At 60.4% G+C, this 23,007-nt stretch carries 24 protein-coding genes; 10 read left to right on the top strand and 14 right to left on the bottom strand.

The window, feature by feature from the left end; translation table 11 throughout:
- Positions 1-126: 126 nt before the first annotated feature.
- The 3 genes from FQ182_RS02455 to FQ182_RS02445 all read right to left on the bottom strand — a co-directional run bounded on the left by FQ182_RS02455 (position 127) and on the right by FQ182_RS02445 (position 2,183).
- Positions 127-396, bottom strand: coding sequence for a hypothetical protein (locus tag FQ182_RS02455; protein WP_134939714.1), 270 nt, complete (start codon positions 394-396; stop codon positions 127-129).
- A gap of 57 nt (positions 397-453) precedes the next feature.
- On the bottom strand, positions 454-810 hold the full coding sequence (locus tag FQ182_RS02450) for a hypothetical protein (protein WP_057005194.1): 357 nt from the start codon (positions 808-810) through the stop codon (positions 454-456).
- Positions 811-1,220: 410 nt separating this feature from the next.
- Complete coding sequence (locus tag FQ182_RS02445) at positions 1,221-2,183, bottom strand: bifunctional GNAT family N-acetyltransferase/nucleoside diphosphate kinase regulator (protein WP_178114371.1); 963 nt, start codon at positions 2,181-2,183, stop codon at positions 1,221-1,223.
- On the opposite strand from FQ182_RS02445, the gene FQ182_RS02440 reads away from it, so the two are divergent.
- Positions 2,170-2,577, top strand: coding sequence for a hypothetical protein (locus tag FQ182_RS02440; RefSeq protein ID WP_149412491.1), 408 nt, complete (start codon positions 2,170-2,172; stop codon positions 2,575-2,577). The two genes, FQ182_RS02445 and FQ182_RS02440, sit on opposite strands and share 14 nt — an antisense overlap.
- A gap of 9 nt (positions 2,578-2,586) precedes the next feature.
- On the opposite strand, the gene FQ182_RS02435 is transcribed toward FQ182_RS02440, so the two are convergent.
- From FQ182_RS02435 to FQ182_RS02410, 6 genes are read right to left on the bottom strand one after another with little or no spacing between them, the layout of a single operon-like run.
- Positions 2,587-3,519: a phosphatidate cytidylyltransferase gene (locus FQ182_RS02435; protein ID WP_133100653.1), complete on the bottom strand. Its 933-nt coding sequence runs from the start codon at positions 3,517-3,519 to the stop codon at positions 2,587-2,589.
- A gap of 1 nt (position 3,520) precedes the next feature.
- Positions 3,521-4,141, bottom strand: a complete 621-nt coding sequence (locus FQ182_RS02430) for a 1-acyl-sn-glycerol-3-phosphate acyltransferase (protein WP_149412492.1) — start codon at positions 4,139-4,141, stop codon at positions 3,521-3,523.
- 9 nt (positions 4,142-4,150) lie between these two features.
- The gene (locus FQ182_RS02425; protein ID WP_149412493.1) at positions 4,151-4,594 is read right to left on the bottom strand and encodes a hypothetical protein; all 444 of its coding nucleotides are present in this window, start codon (positions 4,592-4,594) and stop codon (positions 4,151-4,153) included.
- On the bottom strand, positions 4,584-5,924 hold the full coding sequence (locus FQ182_RS02420) for a phosphatase PAP2/dual specificity phosphatase family protein (RefSeq protein ID WP_149412494.1): 1,341 nt from the start codon (positions 5,922-5,924) through the stop codon (positions 4,584-4,586). The genes FQ182_RS02425 and FQ182_RS02420 overlap by 11 nt, the downstream gene beginning before the upstream one ends.
- 2 nt (positions 5,925-5,926) lie before the next feature.
- Positions 5,927-7,681 carry a bifunctional alpha/beta hydrolase/class I SAM-dependent methyltransferase gene (locus FQ182_RS02415; protein ID WP_149412495.1) on the bottom strand — a complete coding sequence of 585 codons (1,755 nt, stop codon included), beginning with the start codon at positions 7,679-7,681 and terminating at the stop codon, positions 5,927-5,929.
- 10 nt (positions 7,682-7,691) lie between these two features.
- Positions 7,692-8,315 (bottom strand): CDP-alcohol phosphatidyltransferase family protein, encoded by a 624-nt coding sequence (locus tag FQ182_RS02410; protein WP_149412496.1) that lies wholly within the window; start codon positions 8,313-8,315, stop codon positions 7,692-7,694.
- Positions 8,316-8,499: 184 nt separating this feature from the next.
- On the opposite strand from FQ182_RS02410, the gene hflK reads away from it, so the two are divergent.
- From hflK to cfaB, 8 genes are all read left to right on the top strand, one after another.
- Positions 8,500-10,440 carry a protease modulator HflK gene (gene hflK / locus FQ182_RS02405; protein ID WP_149412497.1) on the top strand — a complete coding sequence of 647 codons (1,941 nt, stop codon included), beginning with the start codon at positions 8,500-8,502 and terminating at the stop codon, positions 10,438-10,440.
- A 9-nt stretch (positions 10,441-10,449) separates the two neighbouring features.
- Positions 10,450-11,439 carry a protease modulator HflC gene (hflC, locus tag FQ182_RS02400; protein ID WP_178114377.1) on the top strand — a complete coding sequence of 330 codons (990 nt, stop codon included), beginning with the start codon at positions 10,450-10,452 and terminating at the stop codon, positions 11,437-11,439.
- A complete protein-coding gene (locus FQ182_RS02395) occupies positions 11,436-12,470 on the top strand; it encodes an SPFH domain-containing protein (RefSeq protein ID WP_149412499.1) in 1,035 nt (344 codons plus the stop codon). Before hflC ends, FQ182_RS02395 begins: the two co-directional genes overlap by 4 nt.
- Complete coding sequence (locus FQ182_RS02390) at positions 12,467-14,377, top strand: cation-translocating P-type ATPase (RefSeq protein WP_149412500.1); 1,911 nt, start codon at positions 12,467-12,469, stop codon at positions 14,375-14,377. Before FQ182_RS02395 ends, FQ182_RS02390 begins: the two co-directional genes overlap by 4 nt.
- 117 nt (positions 14,378-14,494) lie before the next feature.
- Positions 14,495-14,749, top strand: a complete 255-nt coding sequence (locus FQ182_RS02385) for a hypothetical protein (RefSeq protein WP_149412501.1) — start codon at positions 14,495-14,497, stop codon at positions 14,747-14,749.
- 62 nt (positions 14,750-14,811) lie between these two features.
- Positions 14,812-15,657 (top strand): DUF692 domain-containing protein, encoded by an 846-nt coding sequence (locus FQ182_RS02380; RefSeq protein WP_149412502.1) that lies wholly within the window; start codon positions 14,812-14,814, stop codon positions 15,655-15,657.
- Positions 15,648-16,433: a DNA-binding domain-containing protein gene (locus FQ182_RS02375; RefSeq protein WP_149412503.1), complete on the top strand. Its 786-nt coding sequence runs from the start codon at positions 15,648-15,650 to the stop codon at positions 16,431-16,433. The genes FQ182_RS02380 and FQ182_RS02375 overlap by 10 nt, the downstream gene beginning before the upstream one ends.
- A gap of 85 nt (positions 16,434-16,518) precedes the next feature.
- On the top strand, positions 16,519-17,703 hold the full coding sequence (cfaB, locus tag FQ182_RS02370) for a C17 cyclopropane fatty acid synthase CfaB (RefSeq protein WP_149412504.1): 1,185 nt from the start codon (positions 16,519-16,521) through the stop codon (positions 17,701-17,703).
- Positions 17,704-17,708: 5 nt separating this feature from the next.
- On the opposite strand, the gene cls is transcribed toward cfaB, so the two are convergent.
- A complete protein-coding gene (cls, locus tag FQ182_RS02365; protein ID WP_149412505.1) occupies positions 17,709-19,148 on the bottom strand; it encodes a cardiolipin synthase in 1,440 nt (479 codons plus the stop codon).
- 130 nt (positions 19,149-19,278) lie between these two features.
- On the opposite strand from cls, the gene FQ182_RS02360 reads away from it, so the two are divergent.
- Entirely contained in the window at positions 19,279-19,800 is a 522-nt protein-coding gene (locus FQ182_RS02360) for a DUF3617 domain-containing protein (RefSeq protein ID WP_149412506.1), read from the top strand.
- Here the strand turns inward: FQ182_RS02360 and FQ182_RS02355 are convergent.
- From FQ182_RS02355 to FQ182_RS02340, 4 genes are read right to left on the bottom strand one after another with little or no spacing between them, the layout of a single operon-like run.
- Positions 19,797-21,134 (bottom strand): dihydroorotase, encoded by a 1,338-nt coding sequence (locus FQ182_RS02355; protein ID WP_149412507.1) that lies wholly within the window; start codon positions 21,132-21,134, stop codon positions 19,797-19,799. The two genes, FQ182_RS02360 and FQ182_RS02355, sit on opposite strands and share 4 nt — an antisense overlap.
- A 2-nt stretch (positions 21,135-21,136) precedes the next feature.
- Complete coding sequence (locus FQ182_RS02350) at positions 21,137-21,697, bottom strand: DapH/DapD/GlmU-related protein (RefSeq protein WP_149412508.1); 561 nt, start codon at positions 21,695-21,697, stop codon at positions 21,137-21,139.
- Entirely contained in the window at positions 21,694-22,116 is a 423-nt protein-coding gene (gene hisI, locus FQ182_RS02345) for a phosphoribosyl-AMP cyclohydrolase (RefSeq protein WP_149412509.1), read from the bottom strand. Before hisI ends, FQ182_RS02350 begins: the two co-directional genes overlap by 4 nt.
- Positions 22,113-22,997, bottom strand: coding sequence for a metal ABC transporter substrate-binding protein (locus FQ182_RS02340; protein WP_149412510.1), 885 nt, complete (start codon positions 22,995-22,997; stop codon positions 22,113-22,115). Before FQ182_RS02340 ends, hisI begins: the two co-directional genes overlap by 4 nt.
- Positions 22,998-23,007: the final 10 nt, after the last annotated feature.

The following is a 23,007-nucleotide window of genomic DNA, read 5'->3' as shown; positions in this document are numbered from 1 at the left end:
CGGACGTCCAGCGCTACTGGCGGAAGTCAGTGAAGCCAGCGAAGAACTCAGGCATTACATCGCTGCGGGCATGCGGAGCAGCATACTCGTGCGTTAGTTTATCTCTACTGCGTGTTCGCTGGCCGCTTACGAGTGAAAGACCGTAGCATTGACACGTTCCTGACGATCAGCACGAGTGAAATTCACGACATTTGTCTTCATTGCAGCAGATAGATCGAACGGGCAGTGCAAGTCCTTGAGCTTATGTTTTTTGAGACTGCTCAGCGCCAGTAGCATTAGCTCCTCCACCTCACCGGCGCTCGCTGTGTAAGCTGTGGCACGGTATGCACGAGTAATATCGAGCTGGTTCACGCACTGCCGCCCCGAGTTGCGACATTCCACATAGGCCAGCTTCAACAGCTGTACCACCAGTCGCTTGATACCAAAAGTACAGCGGTACAGCTCAACGGCCGATTAACCAATATCAGCCTTTACGTAGGCATAGCTCGCTCTGAGACATTCAGCGATATCGTTCAGCCAATTCGCGCTGCCAGGCTCGTCCGGCAACATGCTTCGGGGATCAGCGAGCAGACGTTGCTTGTCCTCGCTGTTTCGGCCAAGTAGCTTATGAGCCAAGCTGTAGTTGCATACAAAAACCATCGGCACGCCAATGGCTGCCATGGTCAATAAAATGTCAGTAATCTTTGCAGCACCTGAGCCAGAGTTGGTGTGTTGCATCTCTTCTAATATCGCCAGGGAAAACTCGTTGAACGACCTGAGCCTGATTCCAGCAGGGTCACGTGAGGTGCCGCCCGAGATCAAGCGGCACATGCGACGGTTTTAATTCACACGCGATAGTTGTAATTCTCAAAAACCACCCTTCATGACTGCACTCTAGTTGTTCGTGTCAAACTATGTTGTGAGCAGCCGAGCCCTGTATTTGAAGCGCAGCCCATCTGTGTCAATCTATGTTGCTGTTGTCTTTACCCCGAATCATCCTACAGACCCCGATTTGCGCGAGGGGTTGTGTCAAATTATGTTGTTGGTACCCAACTGGTTTTAGAGAATTAAAACTGTCGTAGGTAGCTGATTGCTCGGATCAGTACCTGTTACAGGCATTCCCCAGCGCATATTCTCTGGACGCGGTTGCCTTGCTCCGATTTCCATATTGTTCAGAAAATTTCCTTTGGGGGATCCTCGCTTTCCATACCTGATGGACGAACACTGAGCAAAAGGCGCAATTATAGGTGGAAATCGCCCGCAGCCTCCGGCTGGTAAAGCACCTTCCTGATCTCAATCCGGCGGGTCCGATCAGAAATTCGCCAGTCGATGGCGTCCCCCTCCTGATAGCCCAGGATGGCGGCGCCAATGTCGGAATACACTGAATGCTTCCCTGCGTTGCTGTCCGCGTCTTCAGGGTAGACCAAGGCCACTTCGATCTCTTCGTCGTCCAGCTGCAGCAAGGCCCTAGAGTTCATCGTGACGACATTGCACGCCACCTGCTGCGGCTTGACGACAATGGCTCGCTCAAGCTCATGTTCGAGTTCAACAATGGCCGGGCCTTGCTCGAGCACGATTAGACTCTCGAGCCTGGCCTTGTCGATTTCAGTGATGTAGATCCTAGTGGAGTCGCCAATGGCACCTTCGCGCAAGAACTGGAGATAGCGCCCCGCCGTCATGGAAAATGACTTCAATGTCGGCGTTTCGCTCTCAAGCAGAAAGCCGCTGCGCAGAAAGGCTTTCAGCGAGCGCGCGTTGTCCGGGTGGATCTTGGCGATGAGCTTCTCGGCTCGCATGTCGAGGAAGGCCAGTTTCATTCCTTCGCGGATCGTACGGGCGCCAAGGTTTCGACCCCATTTGTCGCGGTCTCCAATGACCAGGACTATCTCGCAATTTGAGCCGGTCTTGATTAGACGGACAAAGCCCACCGGGGCGTCATGCCGGTCATAGGCCATGAAGAATCGGCCGCCCCGGTTGAATAGATGGGTCAGGATCGGCAATTGAGTCCGATCGATGGCTTGCTCGATGGAGCGGGAGACATGACGCGAATCGCTCAGATAGCAGGTGACACGCTCATCCTCCAACCAATCCATCAGCGTCAGCGCGTGCGCCCGAGTAATTTCAGGGCACAGCGAAATGAAAGGCTTGTTCATCTTCATCACACTTATTTGTAAAGGATGGAAGCCCTTCATGGCTATGGTCATGACGGTTCTTCGGCAACCGGCTATTTTAAGACATAACGCGAGTAATGGCGAACATCATGGAGAGTTCGAGGAAACCATCGTTTTGCCGAACCCGAACCCGAACCCGAACCCGAACCCGAACCAGTCAAGCGCTCAAGCCTCGATGAAGCCGACTATCACTCAGAATGATCAGCGCTTCATCGTTCTGCCCCTTGATCCGACCCAGAGGCTCGCCGCAAGCGGCTCCATCAAAGGTACGTGGATGTTGTGTCATTACTGGTTGCAAGAGTTTTTCGGTTCCTTTATACGACGCTGCAGGCCCCGAAATACGGGCACCCTTCGCGACAGTTTTAATTCTCTAAATTCAATACCCAAGAAAAACCCCCGACAATCGGGGGTTTTTCTTTTGGTCTGATTAACGTTTTCAGGTCCACCAGTACCGCACAAGATGAAAGAAAATCGGCGCGGCAAAACACACCGAATCCAGCCGATCCAGCATCCCGCCGTGCCCCTCGATCATATGCCCCCAGTCCTTCACGCCACGGTCGCGCTTGATCGCCGACATCACGATCCCGCCGGCAAACCCCAGCAAGTTGATCAACAGCGCAATTAAAAACGACTGCCAAGGATTGAACGGCGTGGTCCACCACAACGCCGCGCCAATGAGCGATGACAGCAGGATTCCGCCAACAAACCCTTCCACGGTTTTCGAAGGCGATAAATTGGGCGCGATCTTGTGTTTGCCAAACAGCTTGCCGCACACGTACTGCAACACATCCGACAGCTGCACGACGATCACCAGGTAGGCGATCAGCAGCAGGTTACGACCTTCATAGCCGACGATGTCCAGGGTCAGCAGCGCCGGGACGAAGGACACGCAGAACACTGCGATCATCAGCCCCCACTGCACCTTCGACGCCCGTTCCAGGAAGTGCGTGCTATCGCCGCCCAATGACGCGAGGATCGGCAGCAGCAGGAACACGTAGACCGGGATGAAGATTGAGAACAGCCCATACCAGTCGAAGTAGATCAGCAGGTATTGCAGGGGCAAGGCCAGGTAGAACGCCGCCACCAGCGCCGGGTAATCGCTGCGTCGGGTTGGCGTGAGGGTGAGGAACTCTCGCAGCGCATAGAACGACACCGCGTAGAACAACAAGATCACCGCGCCGGTGCCGAGCCAGAAGGCGATGCCAATCACTACCACCATCACCCACCAGGCGTTGATGCGAGCGTTGAGGTTATCGATCACCGCGTTGGGCGTGCCACGGCTGCGCAATTTGAGGATCAGGCCGATCAGCGAGGCGAGCACCAGGATCATGCCGATCCCGCCGAACAACATCAGGGTTTGGCTATCCATGTCAGGAATGCTCCGGGGCAAGGGCGAGCAAGGCGTCGCGGGTGCGGGCGAGGAACAGCGCCTTGTCTTCGCCGTCTTCCAATTGCAGCGGCGCACCAAAGCTGGTGGTACACAGCAATGGCAGCGGCAGGACGCGGCCCTTGGGCATGACACGGTTGAGATTGGCGATCCACACCGGTATCAACTCGGCGTGTGGGTAACTTTTTGCCAAGTGGTAGAGGCCGCTTTTGAAGGGCAGCAGGCCATCTTCCAGGTTGCGCGTACCTTCGGGGAAGATGATTAGCGAATCGCCATTTTCGAGGGCATCGAGCATCGGCTGCAACGGGTTATCCACAGGGTCTTTGCGTTCCCGGTCGATCAGCACACCGTTGAACACCCGATTGATGATGTAGCGGCGCAGGGCGCTTTTTTGCCAGTAATCGCTGCCAGCCACCGGGCGTGTGGCTTTGCGCAACTTGGGCGGCAAGGATGCCCACAGCAGCACAAAGTCGCCGTGGCTGCTGTGGTTGGCGAAGTAGATGCGCTGTACTGGCTCCGGCGCGCAACCGAGCCATAGGCTGCGCGCGCCAGTGACCGTGCGGGCCATGGAGGTAATCAGGGTGGCGACCACGGGTTCGAACATGAGGATTCCTTATCCGGCGAAGGGCAGCCAAGGGCTGGCCAGGATGACGGCCAATGTCAGCAGCACTTGCGCGGCCAGCAGGTACGCTTGTTTACGTAGCAGTTTCAGGGCACCGCGACGGCGTTCGGTCCAGGGCCGGCCGGCGCGCTTGGGCGATTGCAGGCCGAGGGTTTGCAGCGTCTGGTCCAGATCCTGGGTGCGTTCCACGTCACGGGCCATCAGGCTAAACAGATCGGCATCGAACGCCACTCGCAGGGCCCAGTACTTTTGCAGCAGTCCGAGGACAATCATCCACACGGCGAGGATCAGGCACACCGGGGTAATACTGGCCATTAACAGTTGCGCCAGGCCGAACAACACACCGAGCAAGGTCAGGCCTGTGGATAACTGATCCAGAGACCGGCCTCGACGCAGTAGGCTGGCAACCACCTGTAGTTCCATATCAGCGGGCATTGGCTGTCCTCAGATGGGGGGAAGGATGAGTGAGCATTTGCCCCAGTGCTTGGCGGTGGGCGGGGTGCAGGACCACACCGGGACGTGCTGTACGAATAATAGCCACTGCCTCGTCGACCGTTGCGGCGCGCCCGCTGTTCAGTAGCCAGGCAGCGACGGCGGTGGCGCTGCGGGAATAGCCGAGGGCGCAGCACACCAGCAGCGACCCGGCTTCGCGCAGGCGTTCGATAGCGTGAGCGGCGTCCAGACACTGCGTGGCGGTGGGAGCCGTGAGGTCCAGCACGGGCAGGCTGTAATAGGCGCGGCCCTGTGGATCAAGTGGCAACTCGGCGCACAGATCGACCACCGCTTTAAAAGAAGTTAGCTCGCTTGTCGTCGGAATTCGCCCCAGCCAAACGTTATCCACAACCTGATCGGCCTGTGGATGCTTGCGAGTCCACAACCGTGAGTTGATCCACGCGGCGCCAAGATACGGCGCGTACAACCAGCGTGACGCAGAACTGAGTTTTCCATCGGCGCGTTTTTGAAAGCCGGCGGCGTCCAGCAACAGATAATTGAACGCCACCAACAGCACCGCGACGGCGGGCCAGAGCAGCCACAACCACCAGCCACCGAAGGTAAACGCCGGGATAGCAAGCGCCAGTGCACCCAAGGCATAACGCATTCCCAGTTGCCAGCGCTTCGAATCCTCGGCCAGTTGTGTATCAAGCAGCGGGCTCGGATGTTCCAGTGGCCATAACCACACGCACAACCAACCCGCCAGCGCCCCTGTGGGTAAGTCGATAAAGTGATGTTGATAAGTGGTCAGCACTGAAATCCCGATCAAGGTGAACCAGCCATGCACCAGCCAGCGCCACACCCCTTGGGTATGGCGCTGGAACATGATCCACAGGATCACCAACAGCGCGATATGCAGCGATGGTGCCTGGTTGAACGGTTTGTCGAAGCCCGCCAGTACGGCGAACAGCCAGCCGAACACGCCATCCATTTCTGGCCGCTCGAAGGTAAAGCGTAACGGCCATACCAGGAAACAACTGACGGCAATCACCTGGGCCGTCAGCAAACGCAGGGCGTGCTGTTTCAGTTCATGACGGCTATTGGGCAGCAGCAGGGAGAAGCCGTAGAGCAGGTCAATCGACCAATAGGGCACGATGGTCCAGGCCCAGAACGGAATATGGGTTTCCCAGCCGAACACCATCGTGCCGACATCGCTGCGTTGGCTGGTGACCCACGTGGCAAAGCCGTAGGTGCTGAAAAACAGCGGCGCGAGCAATAGCAGCCATAAGACCGCAGGTTTCAATAAACCCTGCTCTCTAGGGGTAAGCCGCATGATCAGACCCGCTGCGCCAGGGAGACAGTGAAGATGCCCCATTCATCCACGCGCTGGGTGATCTTGCGAAAACCTGCCGCTTCCACCAGTTGATCCATTTCCGCCTGGCTGCGCCGACGCATCACCCAGGCCTGGCCTTGGCGGTGGCTGGTGAGGGCGCGGGCGATCAGTTCCAGTTGGGGGTGCCACGGTTGGCCGGTGTAGACCAGATATCCACCGGGTTCCACCGCTTCGGCAAGACCGGCCAGCGAACCGCCGACCATCGCGTTATCGGCGAACAATTCATACAGGCCCGAAACCACCGCCAATGTCGGCTTGGGCTCCAGTGCCGCTAGGTCCGCTCGGTCAAAGGCATCGCCTTTGACGAACTGGGCGATATCGCTCAAGCCTTTCTCGCGAATCAGCGCGCCACCGTCGCGCACGTTGATGTCGCTGTAGTCGCGCAGCAGGATCGATTCCGGCAACGGCGAAACGCCCTGCAACGCCTCCAGAATGTACCGGCCGTGGCCGGCGGCGATGTCGACGATGCGCACTTCGCGGCCGTCTTCCCGCAGCTTGGCCATGGTCAGGCGCAGCAGCTCTTCGACATTCAACTTGCGCTGGCGAATGCCGCGCCAGCCGATGGAGTTCAGGTAGTTGGTGTCGATCATCCGACCCAGCGCGCCCTTGCCGGTGGGTTTATTGCGATAGACGTAATCCAGGGTGCTCCCGGAGTCGAAACCAGTGTCGAAGCCCAGCTTCACGCCATCGGACAGCTTGCTGCCCAAGCCCATGCTGGCGCGGGTCATGCGCCAGTACAGATCGCGCAGTGAGTTGCGCGGCAGGGGGGCGGCGAGGGATTCGGATTCGGCGCAGGTCAGGCCGATCTTGTCGGCGTCCAGCAAGGATGCGCGATCCAGCGGGTGCTCAAAGTTTTGCAGGATAAACCGCTTGGCGCTGTTCACGGCCACGGCGCGGTCACGTTCGCCGAGGGTGTCGTGGAAGAAGCCGGGGAGGATGTGCAGTTCCTTTTTCAGGCTACCGAGGCGGTCGAAAAACTGCTGTTGGGGTTTGCGATGGACTACAAAGTCGGAGCCGGAAATCAGTAACTGGGTCGGCACCTGGATCGCCTGGGCATCGGCTACAACGCGGTCGGCTGCTTCGTACAGGCCCAGCAGCACATTCACCGAAATCGCCTTGGTGATCAGCGGGTCAGTGTCGTAGGAGGCGACCCGCTCCGGGTCATGGCTGAGGAACTGGGCCTTGACGTAGCTGTTGACGAAAAAATTGCCGCGAAACTTGCGCATCAGCGCCAGGCCCGGACGGGCGAAAGGCACGTAGAGCTTGACCTTGAACGCCGGCGAGGCCAGCACCAGAGCGCGGATCTTCGGCGCGTAGTCGTGCACCCAAGTGGCGGCGATTACCGCGCCGACGCTTTGGGCGATAACCGCGAGGTTTTCTTCTTCGATGCTGTAGGCGCCGCCGATATGGTCGCAGAAGGTCTGCACGTCCCGGGCGCTGGTGGCAAAGCTGGGGCTGTCACCGCGTTCGCCGGGGGACTGGCCATGGCCACGGGCGTCCCAGGCGAAGAAGTCGAATTGCGGCAGGTCCAGTTCATCCACCAGGTGGGAGATGCGCCCGGAATGCTCGTGGCCGCGATGGAACAGCAGGATCGCCTTGCGCGGTTCTAAGCCTGCTGGCGCAGTGGCGGGCCAGTGACGGTAGAAAAGCTCGACACCGTCATGGGTGCTGAAGGTGTGCTCTTGCTGTTCACGCATCGCAAAATCCTTATGCAGAAGGGGAAATGTCTGATTGTTCTTTAAGACCTTGGCGCACGCGGTTGACCAAGGTGTAGGCGAGCAATGCGGCGACCAGCCACATCACCCCATCGACCCAACCAGTACCGAGCCAACCCAGGGCGACGCCGGTGGCCAGTACGCCGAGCACAAATGCCCGGTCACTCTTGCCCATCGGGCCGTCGTAACGCCGCGATGCACCGACCATCGGCCCCAGGACACCGGCGTATTCGCTGAACACCGCCAGCAAGGTCACCAGCAACACTGGCGCCAGGCTGACGCCTGGGATCAACGCAAACGGCAGGATCAACGCGCTGTCGGCGATCACATCACACAGTTCATTGAGGTAAGCGCCCAGGCGTGATTGCTGGCCGAACTCCCGGGCGAGCATGCCGTCGATGGCGTTCAGGGCCATGCGCAGGATCATCCACACCGGGATCAGCGCGAACAGCCAGAGGTGTTGGGCAAAACCTGCGATCAGCAGACCCACCAACAGGGAAATCACCCCGGCCAGCACGGTGATCTGGTTAGCGGTGGTGCCATTGTCGTAGAGGCGCTGGACCAAGGGGCGCAGCAGGTTCTGAAAACGCGGTTTGAGCTGATAGATCGAAATCATGAGTGGTGACGCTTCCTTGTCCGTGATCTCGCGAAAAACTTTCCGGAGTGTGACGATTTATCGCGGCGGGCACTAGTGATGGCTCGTGTTTATGGGGGCTTTGTCACGATCTCTGTGGTACCAAACAAAAATTTCACGCCGCGTGTTATATGGTAACGAATTGTTTCTTGATGGGCGTTTGGGGATGCGAGTGGATCTGGAAGCTGAAGGCGCTGCCATCGAAGGGCTGCCGCGTTTTCAGCAAGGGCTGTTTCATGCCCGGCGGTTAAGGCAGGCGGGCATTGGCCTGACGGCGGTGGCTGTCATCGGCTGGATGCTGGCGCTTTTTGTCGCGTTGTTTGCGCCGCTGTCGATCTGGCCGGTGGTGCTGATTAACTGTGCGTCGGCGTTGCTGGTGTTGGGGGCGGGTTTGCAGTCGGCGTGGTGGGTAGCTGACTGGCGTGCCCAGGCGCTGGAAGTGCCCACGCCTGAGTTGACTGAAACGCTGTCAGCGGTGGAGGAGACGACTTGGCTTGACCGCCAGCTGGGGCGCTTGCGCTACAGCGGAACGGGCCTGCTGGCGCAAATCGGCGCGCCGGTTATGTGGCTGTGCAGCTGGTCATTGCTGGCGTTGGTGAGCATCCAGCAGTTCTGGAACCTGGCATTGCCAGCCGCTGCGGTCGGGCAGGCCGCGAGTGTCGGCGCGGCGCTGGCGTTGATCCTGGCCTTCGGTTTGCTGGTGTTTGAAAGGCGCCTGGCCCAGGAGAGCACTGCCCAATGGCCGGAAGCGGCGCAGCTGGCGCAGTTGAGCCGGGTGGCGATCATTTGCCTGGTGATCAGTGGGATCTGTCTGCTATTTGCCGGTGAAACATCGGTGTGGCCATTGCGCCTGGCGGTGTTGATTGGCCTGTTGCCCGCCTTGGTGGCGCTGGAGTTCCTGCTGCGGGGCTTACTGTCGCTGTTCAGCCCGCGTCAGGCACTGCTTGAACCGCGCCTGATGGCGCAAAGCTTTATCGCCGGCATGCTGCGTTGGCCACCACAACCCTTGCTGGCCTTGCAGCACGAGTTGCACAACCGCTTTGGCATTGACCTGCGGCAGATATGGGCCTTTACCTACATGCGCCGCGCGTTTTTACCGGTTCTGGTGGCAGTGCTGGCTGTAGGGTGGTTGCTCACCGGTGTGCATGAAGTCGCCCTGCAAGGCCGTGGGATTTATGAACGTTTTGGCAAACCGGTGGAGGTCTTTGGCCCCGGCCTGCATGTCGGCTTGCCTTGGCCGTTGGGCCGTGTGCTCCCGGTGGAAAACGGCATGGTCCACGAACTGGCCACCAGCGTTGGAGAAACCACCGTCACCGATCTTGCCCCCGCCGAAGGCCCAGCGCCGCTGATCGCCAATCGCCTGTGGGACGCCAGCCATGTGAATGACAAATCCCAGGTCATCGCCAGCAGCAGCGGCGACAAGCAGAGCTTTCAGATCGTCAACATGGATGTGCGTTTTGTCTACCGCATCGGCCTGACTGATCAGGCCGCGCTTGCCGCCACTTACAACAGCGCCGATGTGCCGACGCTGATCCGCAGCACCGCCAGCCGCATCCTCGTGCATGACTTCGCCTCACGTACCCTCGACGAATTACTGGGGGAACAACGCACCAACCTCGCCGACGAAGTGGGCCGGGCGGTGCAGGCTGATCTGCAGAAACTCGACAGCGGTGTGGAGATTCTTGCCACGGTGGTGGAAGCCATTCACCCACCGGCCGGCGCTGCCAACGCTTACCACGGCGTGCAGGCCGCGCAGGTTGGCGCCCAGGCGCTGATCTCCCGCGAGCGTGGAGCGGCCAGCGAGCAGACCAACCTGGCGCTGCTGCAAGCCAGTATCGCCCGCGATCAGGCCCAGGCCACGGCCCATGAAGTCAGTGCTGGCGCTCAGGCGGCGGGCCTGCGCTTTCGCGCCGAACAAAAGGCTTACAAAGAAGCCGGCCAGGCCTTTGTGCTGGAGCAGTACCTGAGCCAACTGAGCCAGGGCCTGGCCCAAGCCAAGTTACTTATTCTTGATCATCGCCTGGGCGCCAGTGGTGCACCGACGATCGATCTGCGTTCTTTTACCTTGCCGGCCGACCCTTCGCTGCCGCGTAAAACCGTTCAATAAGGAGTCTGTCTGTTGAGCGCTCACTCTCACGATCATGGTCACCACCACGGCCACCATCATCACCATCACGGTGACGAACAAGCCGTCGGTCCTTTCCCCTGGCGGCGCATGGCCTGGGCCGTGTTGCTGGTGCTGTTCGCCATCGCCGCGGCTAGCCTGGTGCAGGTGCGTTCGGGCGAAGCGACGGTGATTACTCGCTTCGGCAACCCGTCGCGGGTGCTGCTGGAACCGGGCCTGGGCTGGCGCTGGCCGCAGCCGTTCGAGGCGGCAATCCCGGTGGACCTTCGCCTGCGCACCACCTCCAGCGGTTTGCAGGATGTAGGTACCCGTGATGGCCTGCGGATCATCGTCCAGGCCTACGTGGCGTGGCAGGTTCAGGGCGACGCCGACAATGTGCAGCGCTTTATGCGCGCGGTGCAGAACCAGCCGGACGAAGCCGCGCGGCAGATTCGTACCTTTGTCGGCTCGGCCCTGGAAACCACCGCCAGCAGCTTCGACCTGGCCAACCTGGTAAATACCGACGCCAATCAAGTGCACATTGCCGATTTTGAAGCGCAACTGCGCCAGCAGATTGATCAACAATTGCTCACCACCTACGGCGTGCGCGTGGTGCAGGTGGGCGTCGAACGGCTGACGCTGCCTTCGGTCACCCTGGCCGCCACCGTTGACCGTATGCGCGCCGAGCGGGAAACCATCGCCACTGAACGCACCGCCATTGGCAAGCGCGAAGCGGCGCAGATTCGCTCCGCCGCCGAGCGTGATGCACGCATCGTCCAGGCTGACGCTACGGTGAAAGCCGCCGACATCGAAGCGCAATCGCGCGTGGAAGCGGCGCAGATTTATGGCCGCGCCTACGCTGGCAACCCACAGCTATACAACCTGCTGCGTTCCCTCGACACCCTCGGCACGGTGGTGACGCCGGGCACCAAAATTATCCTGCGCACCGACGCCGCACCGTTTCGCGCCTTGGTGGACGGGCCCAAGGATGTCCAGCCATGAGTGACCGTGACACCCCAGACAGCCCATGGATTCAGGCCGGGCGCCTGACCTTCCTCGCGCTGTACGCGGTGACTGTGCTGGCAGCGCTGGCTTGGACATTCTCCAATGTGCGCCAAATCGACCCGCAGAACCGCGCCGTGGTCTTGCACTTCGGCGCCCTGGATCGGATTCAGAATGCCGGCCTGCTGTTAGCTTGGCCGCGGCCCTTTGAACAAGTAGTGCTGCTGCCCGCTGCGGACCGCGTGATCGAGCGTCGGGTGGAAAACCTGCTGCGTTCCGACGCCGCGATCCAGGCCGACCGCGTGGCCAGTTTCGCCACGCCCATCAGTGACGCCCTGGCCGGCTCCGGTTACCTGCTGACCGGCGATGCGGGCGTGGTGCAACTGGATGTGCGGGTGTTCTACAAGGTCACCGAGCCTTACGCCTTCGTATTGCAGGCTGATCATGTGTTGCCCGCTTTGGATCGATTGGTCACACGAAGTGCCGTGGCCCTGACGGCGGCGCGGGACCTGGACACGATTCTGGTGGCCCGCCCCGAACTGATCGGCGCCGACAACCAGGCCGCCGAACGTCGTGAGCGGCTGCGGGGCGATCTGGTGCAAGGTATCAATCAGCGCCTGGCGGATTTGGCCTCCACCGACTTGGGCCTGGGCATTGAAGTCACTCGCGTCGATGTGCAATCGAGCCTGCCGAGCCCGGCCGTCAGCGCCTTTAACGCGGTACTCACTGCCAGCCAGCAGGCCGACAAGGCCGTGGCCAACGCCCGCACCGACGCCGAGAAGCTGACCCAGACCGCCACTCAGGACGCCGACCGCTCCGTGCAGGTGGCTCACGCCCAGGCCCGCGAACGCTTGGCCAACGCCCAGGCACAAACCGCCACCGTCGCCAGCCTTGCCCAGGTGAAGGACCCCGGCCTGCTGCTGCGGCTGTACCGCGAACGCCTGCCGAAGATCCTCGGCCAAGCCGGCTCCGTGACCACGCTCGACCCTAAAGATGATTCCCGCCTGATCATTCAGGGAGCCGAACAATGACCGCTCATTCTCTACCTTTGGAGCAGGCGCCCATGCTCTCATCGGCCGAACAACGCAGCGCCGCCCGGCAACTGACCTTGGCGATGCTCGCACTGGGTCTGCTCAGCCTGGGCCTGGTCTGGCGCTGGCTGGCGCCTGATCAAACCGGCGTCAGCCAACTGCTACTGGGTTTTGCCTCGCTGCTGGTGGCGGTGCCGGTGATGCGTTCGGCCTGGTACAGCCTGCGTTACCCGAGCCTGCATGGCATCACTGACCAACTGATTGCCTTGGCGATGCTGGGCGCCTGGGCCACCGGTGATCTGCTGACCGCCGCACTGCTGCCGATCATCATGATCTTCGGTCATGTTCTGGAAGAGCGCAGCGTCATCGGCTCCCAGGAAGCCATTCATGCCCTGGGCAAACTGACTCGTAGCCATGCGCGGCAGGTGCAGGCCGACGGCACGATTGTGGAGGTGGACAACGGCACGTTGAAGACCGGCGATATCGTTGAAGTGCGTGCCGGCGACCGGGTGCCCGCCGATGGCGTGGTGCTGTCGGGGCAGGCGAGCCTGGACACTGCGCCGATTACCGGCGAGTCGGTGCCTCTGGAGGCGAGCGTTGGCGTACAGGTATTTGGCGGGGCGATCAATCTGGACGGCTTGCTGCGCCTGGAAGTGACCCGCACCGGCAACGAATCGACCCTGGGCAAAGTCATTGCCCTGATGCAAAGCGCCGAGCGCTCCAAGCCGCCGATTACCCGGTTGCTGGAGCGTTATGCCGGCAGTTACCTGGTGCTGGTGTTGCTGCTGGCGGCGGTCACCTGGTTTGTCACCAACGATGCCCAGGCGATGTTGGCGGTGCTGGTGGCGGCATGTCCGTGTGCGCTGGTGTTATCGGCACCGGCCACGGCGATTGCGGGCATTGCAGTCGCGGCGCGTCATGGGATTCTGATTCGCAGTTCGGCGTTTCTCGAAGAGCTGGCAGACTTGACGTCACTGGTGGTCGACAAGACCGGAACCCTGACCTTTGGCACCTTGCGTTTACAGTCTATTGAGACCACCGAGCCCGACCGCCAGGTGTTGCTCAACCTTGCCGCCAGCCTCGGTTCGGCCAGCAGCCACCCGGTCAGCCGGGCATTGGCGGGGTTGGCAACTCAGGAACAAATGCTGGCGCTCGCGGATATTCGTGAGCGCCAAGGCCTGGGTGTCGTGGCGCAGACCGAACAGGGTGAAGCGGCCCTCGGTCGGCCTGAGTTGTTCGACCAACTGGGTATCGTCACCACGGCCGTGCCCAACCACGACGGCCCGATTGCCGGGCTAGCGCTCAACGGGCAATTTCTCGCCTGGCTGCTGCTGGCCGACAGCGTCAAACCGGAAGCGCGCCAGGCCATGAAGGAACTGCGAGAACTGGGCCTGGGTCGGCAACTGCTACTGACTGGCGATCGCCAGAGCGTGGCCGATAGCCTGGCGCTGGAAGTGGGCATCAGCGACGTCGAGGCCCAGGCCTTGCCGGAAGACAAGCTCAACCGTGTACTGGGGGAAATCAGCAGCGGGTTCCGGCCAATGGTGGTGGGCGATGGGATCAACGACTCCCTGGCGCTCAAGGCCGGTGTGGTAGGCGTAGCAATGGGCGCGGGCGGCGCGGATATCGCCCTGGCATCGGCGGATGTGGTGCTGATTGGCAGCGACCTGCGGCGCCTGGGCACTTGCGTACGCTTGAGTCGCCAGTGTCGGCAGACGTTGCAGGTCAACGTGATCATCGGCCTGGGCTGGACGCTGGCGATCGTGGTATTCGCGGCGTTTGGCTGGCTGGGCGCGGCGGGGGCGATGATTGCGGCGGTGCTGCATAACCTCAGTACCTTGCTGGTGCTGGGTAACGCTGGGCGGTTGCTGCGGTTTCAGGAGCCGTTGCTGAAGCTGGAAGAATGATTTTCAGAAAATATCGAGGTGCTCTGTAACGGCATTCGATGACCTCACTCTAGTGGTGTGTCGGGACTGAACAATCCGTTCAGCCGACGCCATTACCGATCATTGAGGAATACAAAAATGAACATCAAAAATGCCATTTCCGGTGCTGCCCTGGCTATCGCTGCCGCAACCATGTTTGCCGGTGTTGCCACTCAGGTACAAGCCGCCGATGAAGCGAGCGTTCATTGCTACGGCGTGACTTCCTGCAAAGGCATGAACGACTGCAAGACCGCTGAAAACGCCTGCAAGGGCCAGGCTGTCTGCAAGGGTCACGGTTTCAAGGCAATGACTCAGGCGGCCTGCGATAAGGCTGGCGGCAAAGTCGGCGAGTAACGGCGAATACGTGATTTCGCAGCGGTGTGCACGTCGCTGCGGACACTTTTCAGGAGTTCGTCATGTCTGCATCTATGCCTTGCCTGGGCTACGGCCTGGGATTACGTAGCGCTTACTACCAGGAGATTCTTGAACAGTCGCCGGACGTGGACTGGTTCGAGATCGTCTGCGAGAATTATCTGGTGCAAGGCGGCAAGGCCTTGTACTACCTGGACGCCATCGCCGAGCGCTACCCGCTGGTGATGCATGGCGTGTCCTTGTCCATCGGCGGGCCCCATGCCCTCGATATCGATTACCTCAAGCAACTCAAGCAACTGGCTGACCGGGTCAAACCGGCCTGGGTTTCCGATCACCTGTGCTGGAGCCGTGGCAACGCCCATCAGTTGCATGACCTGTTGCCGCTGCCTTACACCGAAGAAAGCCTCTATCACGTCGCTGCTCGTGTGCGGCAGGTACAGCAGGTTTTGCAGCGCCCGTTGGTGCTGGAAAATGTCTCCAGCTATGTACGAGCAAAGGCCGATGAATTCACCGAATGGGAGTTTCTCAATGCCCTGAGTCACCTCAGCGGTTGCGAGTTGTTGCTGGACGTTAACAATGTCTATGTCAGCTCCCGCAACCACGGCTTTGACCCCTGGACCTTTATCCGCAACCTGCCGCCCAAGAGCATCCGCCAGTTACATCTGGCCGGGCACATGGATTACGGCGACTACGTGGTCGACACCCATGATCATCCGGTGTGCGATCCGGTCTGGAAGCTCTATCAACAGACCCTTGAACACCTCGGCCCGGTGGCGACACTGCTGGAGCGTGACGACCACTTCCCGCCGTTTGCCGAGTTGCTCGATGAGTTGAACAAGGCCCGTGAACTGGGCGCAATTGCCCTGACCAGGAGGCCGTTATGCGCCTGATCGATTGGCAACAGGCGTTTGAACAGCACCTGCTGAGCGAACCCTCTGCGAGCAGTGGTTTTAATGCCACGTTGATGGGCGGGCCGACACTGGATGTCGAGACGGGATTGGCGATTTACCACAACGCCTACCTGGCGCGGTTGCAGGAGGTGATGCGTGGGGACTTCCCGGCGGTGTGGCACTGGTTGGGGGACGAAGAGTTTGCCGCGCTGGTGGCGGCCTATATTTCTCGCTATCCCTCGGCACATTTTAGTTTGCGCTGGTTGGGACAGCGGTTCGAACGCTTTATCGGCGAGCATCTGGTTGCCGAGCAAAGCGCTCCGCTGGTAGAGCTGGCGCGCCTGGAATGGGCGTTTACCCTGGCGTTCGATGCGCCGGAAGGTGAACCGCTGACTGTGTCCGATATGGCCGCGCTGGCGCCTGAGGAGTGGCCGGGGCTGCAGGTCGAACTGGCGCCGTCGGTGCAGCAGGTGTTGTGTCGCTTCAACAGCCTGGGCATCTGGCGTTCGGTCAAGGATCAGACCGGCTTTCCCGGCAGCCAGGAGCTGCCTTTGGCCGAGGTGTGCCTGGTCTGGCGTGACCGACATGTTTGCCGCTATCGCAGCCTGAAACCGGCCCAAGCCTGTGCTTTAGCCGCAATGGTCACTATCGGCTGGAACTTTTCAGAACTGTGCGCCGAGTTGGCAGTCAGTTATCAGGAGGGCGCGCCACTGCAAGCGGTTACCTGGTTGAAACAGTGGGTTCAGGACGGTTTGCTGCAGCTTCGTGCACCATAGAAAACGGCTATTAAATCGATAGCCTGCTGCTTTTCTTTGGATGGTCTACCCTCATTTCAGACGTCTGAAACAAGGGGGATTACTCATGCTCGCGCAACTTCCACCGGCCTTACAGAATCTTCAGCTTCCGTTGCGCCTGCGACTCTGGGATGGCCATGAATTCAACCTGGGCCCGGAGCCCAGCGTCACCATTGTGGTCAAGGACCCCATCGTGGTTTCGCAGTTGGCTCACCCCACGCTCGATTCTCTGGGCGCGGCCTTCGTCGAGGGCAAACTGGAGCTGGAAGGCTCCATTAGCGAAGTGATCCGGGTATGTGACGAGTGGAGTCATGCCTTGATCCATGACGAAGAAGAGAGTCGTCCGGTGCGCTCGATCCACGACAAGTCCACCGACGCGGCGGCCATTTCCTACCATTACGACCTGTCGAACGAGTTCTACCAGCTCTGGCTGGACCACGACATGGCTTATTCCTGTGGTTACTTCGAAACCGGCAGCGAATCCCTCGACCAGGCCCAACAAGACAAATTCCGCCACCTGTGCCGCAAATTGCGACTGCAGCCAGGTGAGTATTTGCTGGATGTCGGCTGCGGTTGGGGCGGGCTAGCGCGTTATGCCGCGCGGGAATTTGGGGTCAAAGTGTTCGGCATCACCCTGAGCAAGGAACAGCTGGAGCTGGCTCGCGAGCGTGTGATCGACGAAGGCCTGGAGGATCTGGTGGAGCTGCAGTTGCTGGACTACCGCGACCTGCCGCAGGACGGGCGTTTCGACAAAGTGATCAGCGTCGGCATGTTCGAACACGTGGGCCACGCCAACCTGGCTGAGTACTGCAAGACGCTCTTTGGTGCGGTGCGCGAAGGTGGTTTGGTGATGAATCACGGCATTACCGCCAAACACACTGATGGCCGACCGGTGGGCCGTGGCGCTGGTGAGTTTATCGGGCGTTATGTGTTCCCCAACGGCGAGCTGCCGCATCTGTCGATGATGACCGCCGAAATCAGCGAAGTAGGTCTGGAAGTGGTCGACGTGGAAAGCTTGCGCCTGCATTACGCCCGCACCCTGGACCATTGGAGCGAGCGCCTGGAAGACAATCTGGAAGCGGCGACGAAGATGGTACCGCAGCAAGCGCTACGGATCTGGCGGCTGTACCTGGCGGGCTGTGCGTATGCCTTTGCCCGGGGTTGGATCAATCTGCATCAGATTCTGGCGGTCAAGCCTCATGCCGATGGCAGCCATGAGTTGCCTTGGACGCGAGATGATCTGTACCGCTAGTGCGCCTACAAAATCGGTGAAATAAGCCGCGCGACCCGCATGCCCAGTTGTTGCAGGCGGCGGGTCTGGCGGCTTTCTTCCTGGCTGGTTTCGTGGGCCAGGGCGAAGTCGTCCATCAGCATTTTTTCCACTTGGCTGGCAAAGGCCTCATCCACCGTCAGCAACATCACTTCGAAATTGAGCCGGAACGAGCGGTTGTCCAGGTTCGCACTGCCGATGGCGCTGATTTCGCTGTCCACCAACACCACCTTCTGATGCAGAAAACCGGGCGTGTAGCGAAACACCCGTACGCCTGCGCGCACGGCTTCGATGGCATACAGGCTTGATGCTGCATAGACGATGCGGTGATCGGGGCGCGATGGCAGCAGCACGCGCACATCAACCCCGCGTAACACCGCCAGCCGCAGCGCCGCGAACACCGCCTCATCTGGGATGAAATACGGACTGGTGATCCACACCCGCTCGGTGGCGGCATGAATGGCTTCTACGAAGAACAGCGAGCAGGTTTCATAGGGGTCAGCCGGGCCGCTGGCCAGTAACTGGCAGAGTACGCCGTCATCGGGGTATGTGTCCGGCAGGATCAGCGGCGGCAGTTCCCGCGCGGCCCAGAACCAGTCTTCGGCAAAGGACTCCTGCAGGCATGCCACCACCGGGCCGCTGACCTGCACATGGGTATCGCGCCAGGGCGCGAGCGGAGGCTTCTTGCCCATGTACTCATCGCCGACGTTATGCCCTCCGACAAAGCCCACCAAGCCGTCCACCACCACTATCTTGCGGTGGTTGCGAAAGTTGACCTGAAAACGGTTGAGCCAGCCGCTGCGGGTGGCGAAGGCTTTGACGTTGACCCCGGCATCGCGCAATGGCTGTACATAACCGTGGGGCAGGGAATGGCTGCCGATGCGGTCATAGAGCACGTAGATGGCCACGCCTTCTGCGGCTTTCTGTTTGAGCAATGCCTGCAACTGACGGCCGAGCTCGTCGTCATGAATGATGAAAAACTGGATCAGTACCGCGGTTTTCGCCCCACGGATAGCTTCGAAAATCGCGCCGAAGGTGGCGTCGCCGTTGATCAGTAAACGCACCTGATTGTTCGCCAGGCACGGCATGCGCCCCAGCTTGGGCATGGCGCGCAGCGAGGCATAGGCTTGGGAGCTGCGGGCGGCCAGCGCTTCTTCCACCCACGGGCGCCAGTTCAGCTCGGTGATGGCTTTGTGCATTTCCTGGTTGGCCTGGCGGCGCGCCTGTATGTAGGCGTCGAAGGTGCTGCGGCCAAAGATCAGGTAGGGGATCAGCGTCAGGTAAGGAATGAACATCAGGGACAGGGCCCAGGCAATCGAGCCTTGGGCGGTCCTGACGGTCAGCACCGCGTGAATGGCGGCGATGGTGCCCAGGGTATGGAGCAATGCAATCAGGTAGCCGAGCAGGTGTGGGCCAAAAAAATCCATGGACGATGGTACTCCCGATGATTCCATGCCTAACAGACCATGTTCCGGTGCGAATGTCGCTATTTTATTCGCTGTGCAACACTGGCGCTTTTGCGGCGTCTAACGCCGACAATTGCCCAGGAGTTACCCCATGAATGCTCGTCTGCTTGGTTTGGCCATGGTTGTTGGTTTGTCGTTGCCAGTGGCGGCGCAGGCGCAGATGTTGGCGCCGGGGTTGTGGGAATTGACCACCAGCAACATGAAAGTCGATAACCAGAATCTGCCGGACTTGTCACTGATCCTTGGTCAGTTGAAACAACAGATGACCCCGGAACAACGCGCCATGCTGGAAAAACAGGGCATCGCCATGGCCGGCAAGGGCGTTCAGGTGTGCCTGACGCCGGCACAAGTGGCGTCCGACTCGATCCCCCTGACTGACCCGCAATCGGGCTGCAAGCAGGAAGTGACTGATAAAACCGGCAACCAGTGGAAATTTCGCTTCAGCTGCCCGAAAGCCCAGGGCACTGGAGTGGCAACGTTCCAGAGTCAGAAGGAATTCACCACCACAGTCAACGGCACCTTCAATGCCACCGGTATTCAGCAGAACGGCAGCCTGGATACCCATGCACAGTGGTTGGGCAGCAATTGCGGGACGGTTAAGCCTCGCGCCTAACGCAGAAAGTGCAAAGGCAAGCCCTGGCAGCTGTCATGTACCCGCTCGTCGTGCCAGGCCAGGTGCCCGGAGACCAGCGTGGTGCTCACGCTGTGGCGAAAGCTGCGTTCGGCGAAGGGCGTCCAGCCGCAGCGGGCAAGAATCGGTTGGCTGCTGACGGGTTTGCCGTGGGGTTCGGGTTTGATCAGCACCAGGTCGGCCCAATAGCCTTCGCGCAGATAGCCACGATCAGGGATGGCGAACAGGTCGGCGACCCGATGACTGGTTTTCTCCACCAGGGTGGCCAGCGGCAAGAGGCCGTCGGCCACTAACTCCAATAACGCAGGCATAGCGTGTTGCACCAGCGGCAAGCCCGATGGCGCCTCGCGGTACGGCTGCTGTTTTTGTGCCCAGGTATGAGGCGCATGGTCGCTGCCGATCACATCCAGGCGGTTGCTCAGCAGCGCCAGACGCAGGGCGTTGCGGTCGGCGCGGGACTTGATCGCCGGGTTGCATTTGATCTGATGACCTAGGCGCGCGTAGTCGTGGTCATCGAACAATAAGTGGTGCAGGCAGACTTCGGCGGTGATACGTTTTTCCGCCAGGGGTTTGTCTTCAAACAGTACCAATTCCCGGGCGCTGGTCAGGTGCAGCACATGCAGGCGCGTGCCGTGGCGGTGGGCCAGATCCACGGCCAGGGATGACGAGCGATAGCAGGCCTCGGCGTCGCGGATCAACGGGTGGGCCACGGCGGGGATGTGGTCGCCGAAGCGCCCGCGCAGGCGTCGTTCGTTGGCCTGGATGCTGGGGGTGTGTTCGCAGTGAGCGAGGAGGATGGTTGGTACTTCGGCGAACAGCTGCTCCAGAATCCGTGGATCATCCACCAGCATATTGCCGGTGGAGGCGCCCATAAACACTTTGACGCCTGCCACCTCTCGCGGATCAAGCGCGGCGACGGTGTCGAGGTTGTCATTGCTCACGCCAAAGTGAAAACCGTAGTTGGCCACTGAATGCAGGGCGGCGCGGCGCTTTTTATCGGCCAATGCTTCCAGGGTCAGGGTTGCCGGTTGGGTGTTGGGCATGTCCATGAAACTGGTAATGCCGCCGGCCACGGCGGCGCGGGACTCACTGTAGAAGCTGCCTTTGTCCGGCGCACCAGGTTCGCGGAAATGCACCTGGTCGTCGATCATGCCGGGCAGTAACCACTGGCCCTGGGCGTCGATTTCTACGGTAGCGTTTTGCCCTTCGATGCTTGCGGCAATCTTCTCGATGCGGCCGTTGGCGACCAACAGGTCGGCGTCGAATTCCTGGCCTTCATTTACCAGGCGGGCGTTGCGGATCAGTAGGCGGCTCATGCTTAAAACTCGTTTTGCAGGGCTTTGTAACCGCGCACCAGATCAACGTTGGTACGGGCCACGTCTTCGGAAAACTCCGAGGCGCTGATGCTTACCGGCGGGAATTGCGACAGGTCGGTGTTGGGTCCGATACGCGTGGTAGAGGGTACGTAGAAGGCGGCAGGCAAGTCGCGGCCGTCGACCACCGAGTTGTGCCGCACCACGCAGCCGTCACCGACCGCACAGTTGAATAGCACGCTGTTGAAGCCGATAAATACTCGATCGCCGACGGTGCAGGGGCCGTGGACGATGGAGCGGTGGGCGATGGAACTGAATTCGCCGATGGTCACCGCCGCCCCGGATTTGGAGTGGATCACCACGCCGTCCTGGATGTTGGAATTGGCGCCGATGGTGATCGGGTCCATATCGCCGTTGGTGTCCACCTCGTCGGCACGGATCACTGCGTAGGGGCCGACAAACACGTTTTCACCGATGATCACTTTGCCGCAGATGATTGCGGTTTTGTCGACGTAGGCCGACTCGGCAATCACCGGGAGATCGCCGGAAGGGTTCTTGCGGATCATGCTTGTTCCTCGATGGGCGCGGTGATGATGTGCACTTGGCCGTCAGCGATGGTGTTGTAGAAGCAGGAGGGCCGGCCGGTGTGGCAAGCGGGGCCCTGCTGATCGACGATCAGCAGCACAGCGTCGCCGTCGCAATCCAGGCGCGCTTCGATCAGTTGCTGGCGATGACCAGAGGTCTCGCCTTTGCGCCACAGTCGCTGGCGCGAGCGTGACCAATAGCAGACCTGCCCGGTGGCCAGGGTTTCGTCGAGGGCCTGGCGGTTCATCCAGGCCAGCATCAGCACCGTGCCGCTGCCGTGTTGCTGGGCGATGGCGGCAATCAGACCATCGTTGTTCCATGGCAGGGCACCGAGCACCTGATCGAGGGGAAAGCGGCTGCCGAGGGCCGCGTTTTCCAGATCGAGCATGGTCAGGGTCATGGCTTGCTCAAGGCGTCGTACAAGGTGTTGAGGTTGTATTCGAACAGCCCGGTAAAGGTACTGGCCGGACCTTCGGTTGTCAGGGCGTCCGAGTACAACGTGCCGCCGATATGGGCGCCGCTTTCGTCGGCAATCTGCTTGAGCAGGCGCGCGTCCTTCATGTTCTCCATGAATACTGCCTTGACCTTGGTCTGACGGATTTGGGTGATCAGCGCGGCGACTTCGGCAGCAGAGGGGTCGCGTTCGGTGGACAGACCTTGAGGTGCCATGAAGTCGATACCGTAGGCCTGACCGAGATAGCCGAAGGCGTCATGGGAGGTGACGATGCGGCGATTGCCCGGTGGTAGCGAACCTAACTTGGCCTTGGCTTCGGCCAGCAGGCGGTAGATTTCATTCAGGTAGACCTGGCTGTTGTGCTGGTAGTCCGCTTTGTTGGCTGGGTCCGCCGCGATCAGGGCTTTGGTGATGTTGTTCACGTAGAGTTCGGTGTTGGCCAGGTTGTGCCAGGCGTGTGGGTCGGGGATGGTGTCGCCATCTTCGTCCATGGTGCGGGGAATTACGCCTTTGCTGGCGGTAACCACTGTGGCCTTGGTCTCGGTGCTGGTGACCAGTCGATCCAGCCACGGTTCGAAACCCAGGCCGTTCTTGATAATCACCTTGGCCGTGAGCAGCGCCTTGGCATCGTCCGGGGTTGGTTCGTACGTGTGGGCATCGGCGTCAGGGCCGACCATGTTGCTGATCTGGATATGGTCACCGCCAACCTGATGAGTCATGTCGGCAAGGATGCTGAAACTGGTGACCACCTGAAGCTTGTCCGCCGCCTGGACGGTCGCGAACGACAGCGCCAGCGAGACACTGAACAGCACGAGTAGAGCGCGCATCGGGAAACAC

It is taken from the genome of Pseudomonas sp. ANT_H4 (assembly GCF_008369295.1).
Taxonomy (GTDB): Bacteria; Pseudomonadota; Gammaproteobacteria; order Pseudomonadales; family Pseudomonadaceae; genus Aquipseudomonas.
Note: the sequence above shows the minus strand (reverse complement) of the source record. Positions and strands in the feature narration are given on the sequence as shown.

Excerpts from the sequence above, each read along its gene's own strand:
- FQ182_RS02435 (WP_133100653.1), bottom strand. The coding sequence starts at position 3,519 with ATGGATAGCCAAACCCTGATGTTGTTCGGCGGGATCGGCATGATCCTG.
- cls (WP_149412505.1), bottom strand. The coding sequence starts at position 19,148 with ATGGATTTTTTTGGCCCACACCTGCTCGGCTACCTGATTGCATTGCTC.
- hflK (WP_149412497.1), top strand. The coding sequence starts at position 8,500 with ATGCGAGTGGATCTGGAAGCTGAAGGCGCTGCCATCGAAGGGCTGCCG.
- FQ182_RS02340 (WP_149412510.1), bottom strand. The coding sequence starts at position 22,997 with ATGCGCGCTCTACTCGTGCTGTTCAGTGTCTCGCTGGCGCTGTCGTTC.
- FQ182_RS02410 (WP_149412496.1), bottom strand. The coding sequence starts at position 8,315 with ATGATTTCGATCTATCAGCTCAAACCGCGTTTTCAGAACCTGCTGCGC.
- hisI (WP_149412509.1), bottom strand. The coding sequence starts at position 22,116 with ATGACCCTGACCATGCTCGATCTGGAAAACGCGGCCCTCGGCAGCCGC.
- FQ182_RS02360 (WP_149412506.1), top strand. The coding sequence starts at position 19,279 with ATGAATGCTCGTCTGCTTGGTTTGGCCATGGTTGTTGGTTTGTCGTTG.
- FQ182_RS02385 (WP_149412501.1), top strand. The coding sequence starts at position 14,495 with ATGAACATCAAAAATGCCATTTCCGGTGCTGCCCTGGCTATCGCTGCC.
- cfaB (WP_149412504.1), top strand. The coding sequence starts at position 16,519 with ATGCTCGCGCAACTTCCACCGGCCTTACAGAATCTTCAGCTTCCGTTG.
- FQ182_RS02380 (WP_149412502.1), top strand. The coding sequence starts at position 14,812 with ATGTCTGCATCTATGCCTTGCCTGGGCTACGGCCTGGGATTACGTAGC.
- FQ182_RS02350 (WP_149412508.1), bottom strand. The coding sequence starts at position 21,697 with ATGATCCGCAAGAACCCTTCCGGCGATCTCCCGGTGATTGCCGAGTCG.
- FQ182_RS02445 (WP_178114371.1), bottom strand. The coding sequence starts at position 2,183 with ATGACCATAGCCATGAAGGGCTTCCATCCTTTACAAATAAGTGTGATG.
- FQ182_RS02355 (WP_149412507.1), bottom strand. The coding sequence starts at position 21,134 with ATGAGCCGCCTACTGATCCGCAACGCCCGCCTGGTAAATGAAGGCCAG.
- FQ182_RS02425 (WP_149412493.1), bottom strand. The coding sequence starts at position 4,594 with ATGCCCGCTGATATGGAACTACAGGTGGTTGCCAGCCTACTGCGTCGA.
- FQ182_RS02440 (WP_149412491.1), top strand. The coding sequence starts at position 2,170 with ATGGCTATGGTCATGACGGTTCTTCGGCAACCGGCTATTTTAAGACAT.
- FQ182_RS02375 (WP_149412503.1), top strand. The coding sequence starts at position 15,648 with ATGCGCCTGATCGATTGGCAACAGGCGTTTGAACAGCACCTGCTGAGC.
- FQ182_RS02420 (WP_149412494.1), bottom strand. The coding sequence starts at position 5,924 with ATGCGGCTTACCCCTAGAGAGCAGGGTTTATTGAAACCTGCGGTCTTA.
- FQ182_RS02390 (WP_149412500.1), top strand. The coding sequence starts at position 12,467 with ATGACCGCTCATTCTCTACCTTTGGAGCAGGCGCCCATGCTCTCATCG.
- FQ182_RS02430 (WP_149412492.1), bottom strand. The coding sequence starts at position 4,141 with ATGTTCGAACCCGTGGTCGCCACCCTGATTACCTCCATGGCCCGCACG.
- FQ182_RS02450 (WP_057005194.1), bottom strand. The coding sequence starts at position 810 with ATGTGCCGCTTGATCTCGGGCGGCACCTCACGTGACCCTGCTGGAATC.
- FQ182_RS02415 (WP_149412495.1), bottom strand. The coding sequence starts at position 7,681 with ATGCGTGAACAGCAAGAGCACACCTTCAGCACCCATGACGGTGTCGAG.
- FQ182_RS02395 (WP_149412499.1), top strand. The coding sequence starts at position 11,436 with ATGAGTGACCGTGACACCCCAGACAGCCCATGGATTCAGGCCGGGCGC.